Origin of the sequence: Roseiarcus sp., assembly GCF_052145395.1 — a bacterium.
Classification (GTDB): domain Bacteria; phylum Pseudomonadota; class Alphaproteobacteria; order Rhizobiales; family Beijerinckiaceae; genus Roseiarcus.
In genome coordinates, this window is sequence record NZ_JBKQOT010000338.1 from 1 (window position 1) to 3,045 (window position 3,045).

At 64.3% G+C, this 3,045-nt stretch carries 4 protein-coding genes; 1 reads left to right on the forward strand and 3 read right to left on the reverse strand.

The features are described from left to right. The coding region (locus ACLP25_RS11440; protein WP_442469318.1) for a tyrosine-type recombinase/integrase at positions 1–1,260 on the forward strand (1,260 nt) is incomplete at its 5' end. A 226-nt stretch (positions 1,261–1,486) separates the two neighbouring features. Here ACLP25_RS11440 and ACLP25_RS11445 read toward each other — a convergent pair. The 3 genes from ACLP25_RS11445 to ACLP25_RS11455 all read right to left on the reverse strand — a co-directional run. Beyond that, positions 1,487–1,717 carry a hypothetical protein gene (locus tag ACLP25_RS11445; protein ID WP_442469319.1) on the reverse strand — a complete coding sequence of 77 codons (231 nt, stop codon included), beginning with the start codon at positions 1,715–1,717 and terminating at the stop codon, positions 1,487–1,489. 112 nt (positions 1,718–1,829) lie between these two features. Beyond that, on the reverse strand, positions 1,830–2,720 hold the full coding sequence (locus ACLP25_RS11450; protein ID WP_442469320.1) for a hypothetical protein: 891 nt from the start codon (positions 2,718–2,720) through the stop codon (positions 1,830–1,832). Beyond that, positions 2,717–3,045, reverse strand: a 329-nt coding sequence (locus tag ACLP25_RS11455; protein ID WP_442469321.1) for a hypothetical protein, incomplete at its 5' end; no start/stop codon positions are given. The genes ACLP25_RS11450 and ACLP25_RS11455, both read right to left, overlap by 4 nt.

The window sequence follows — 3,045 nt, forward strand, 5'->3', positions numbered from 1 at the left end:
GGGTACCGCATGAAAAAGATCCTGACCCAAGCCGGCCTCGACGCCCTGAAGCCGAAAGAGGCGCGCTACGAGGTCGCCGACGCCCAAATCGGAGGCCTACGAATCACCGTTCACCCCTCCGGCGTCATGTCGTGGATCCTGCGCTTCAGGCTTCACGGGAAGCAGGCGAAGCACACGATCGGCGTCTATCCCGCCATCCCCCTCAAAGAGGCCCGCAGGAGGGCCGCCAAGGCCAAGGCTCTGATCGCCGACGGCATCGACCCCTCGGAGGAGAAGAAGGCCGCCAGAGCCGCCGAGAGGGCCGCCACGGAGGCGCCGGCCGACCTCTTCGAGTCCGTGGCGCAAGCCTTCGTCGAGAGGCACGTGAGGGCAAAGCGGCCGCGCACTGCGCAAGAGGTCGAGCGCCTTCTGCAGCATGACGTTTTGCCCGTGTGGCGCGGGCGGCGGCTGTCGAGCCTCACCAAGACCGACACGCACCAGTTGCTCGACCCTCTCGTCGATCGCGCCCCCGTCCTCGCCAATCGCGTCTTGTCGACCCTGAAGACGTTCGGGCGATGGGCCATCGAGCGCGGCCTTATCGAGAGGAGCCCGTTCGAGGGCGTGCGCCAGCCCACTGAGGAGCAGACCCGAGACCGCACGCTCGACGAGGAAGAGATCGCCGCGCTGATGAAGGCGCTCGGGGGTGAAGGGTATCCGCTTGAGCCACTGGTTGAACTCCTGCTCCGGCTCGGAGCCCGGCGCACCGAGATCGCCGAGATGAAATGGACCGAACTCGATCTCGAGGGCGGGCTCTGGACCCTTCCGAAGGAGCGCTCGAAGAACAAGCAGCAGCATGTGTTGCCGCTGCCCGATGTCGTCGTCGGCATCCTGCGCGGCCTGCCGCGATTTCCGGCGAGCCCGTGGGTCTTCACGTACGACGGCGCCGGCCCCGTGCGTAGCTTCCAGGAACCCAAAAAGCGCCTCGACCGCGCGATGGCCGCCGAGTTGGGCGGTTCGGTCAAGGCATGGACGCTACACGACCTTCGCCGGACGGCGGCGAGCAGGATGGCCGAACTCCAGATTGCGCCGCATGTCGTTGAGCGCGTCCTCAATCATCGCAGCGGGACGATCAAGGGCGTCGCGGCAATCTACAACAGATACGAGTATCGGGCCGAACAACTGACCGCGCTGGAGGCGTGGTCAACCCGGCTGGCTGAGATCGCCTCGGGCGAACCGGCGCCCAGCAACGTGATCGACCTCGGCGTGGTGAGGGGACGCTAAAGGCGGCAAGACAGTCCAGGACCGTCTTGCCACCCTTCTGCATGAAGAATGGCTACATCCCTTTCGTGCTTTTCTGCAGGCAGAAGTGGCAGAATGGCGACCATCCTTTTCGTGCTTTTCACCGGTATTGCAAAGCAGAAGGGCGGATTGGCGAGAGGCGGTGCATTAGGTTTTGCGCGGTTGCCTACGACGAAAAGCAACCAAACCCGAAAGACTGGCGGTTTTGTCAACCGCCGGGCACGAAGGTCGCAGCCTCGGCCTTCGGGCTCTCGATACCGAGACCGATCCGATCGACAAGTGCTTCAACCCGGGCTTGGCCATGCGCTATGCTAGAACAGCGGCCAGAGACGCTCACCTTGAAACGCGTCGCGCCACGAGCGCTCAGCGTGATTGTCGCGATGCCGCCGTCGGCAAACTTGGCCTCCCAACTATCCGGCCCAGCAGGTTGCCATTCCATATAGTTGGGCTCCGAATTCAGAGATGACGCGCCCCTGGCAGCTGGAAGAAGGCGCAGCGGCCAGGGACGCGAACACGCGGGGTCAAGCAAAGGAAACCCCGCGCGTGTTCTGTTAGCGCACGTAGCCGATTGCGTTCAGACGATTGGCCATCTCGCTGCCGAATACATCGCTGATCGAAGGGGCGCGGGCCGCTGAGGCGCGATTTGCCGCGTCCATCGCCATTCCACCACTTCTACTACGACGAGCCATGTTCCGCTCGTCCGCGTGTTTGCTCTCCGGGTTCACCACGGCGAACGCCCGACGCTCATTCATCTCCTGGAGCGAAAATCTGGCCGCCAGCTCCGGAAATACATTGCCGACGCTCAGCGGATTGCTGCCTTGGTCATAGGCCAGACCCGGAGCCCTCGGCGCCTCTTCGTGGACGATGCGACCTGCATAAGATAAGGCCCCAATTCTCATAGCCGCCTGCGGCCCGGCGTCGACGTCGGCGGGCGCACGGTACGGCGGCGCCGAGTCCAGCGCTAGATGGCTCAGCCCGCAGGCGTTGGCGTAACGGAGCGCAGTGCCAGGGCCGCCATGGTCGCCTAGAGGATGTCCCGCTACGCGGAGACGGCGGCGCAGCTCACGGTCGGCGGCAATGCTGTCGCCCGCGAAGGCATCCATCCTGCTGCCGTAATTCGCCTGGTGGGATTGGCCATATGGGCGAGGCCCGCGGCCGTCGGTCGTCGGCATGCCGTTGAACTGGGGCGGGGAATCGCGCCCGAGTTTGCGCCGGTCAAACCCAGCAGACTGCATCGGCCCGCCCTTCGTCGGAGGCGGACCTTCCGTGCCGCCACGCTGCAGGCCTGTGGGCGGGGGCGGGTCGGTTTCCGTGTCGACGCCCGCCAAAATAGCCTCCAGAAGCTGGAGCTGCTCCTTTGACAAGATGGATTGGAGAAACGACCTGACCTTGCTGATCGGATCCTGGCCTTGGTCTTGGTAGCTCATCTTGATCTCCTTCATTCTGTGCGATCGAACTTCAACTTTTTGATGTCATCCTCGCTCAGCGGACTCGACACGCCCTTGAGCTTGCCGCTCAACGCCCAGCCGGCCGCCAACATGCTCGCGCCCGGATCCGCCGCCGGTTCGAGGCCGACCTGATCCGGCTTCCGCAGCGCCTCCGACACGAAAGTCCGCGCGTGCGCGTACACTTTCAGGCCTCTCGAGGGCACATCCATAGCGATGAGTTCCGCGAGGAAGACGCCGCCGCCGCTCGCCGTGATCGGCAGGATGATGGTCTCGTCGCTGAACGATAGCCCAACCAGTTTCCGGATCGGCAACCTCATGA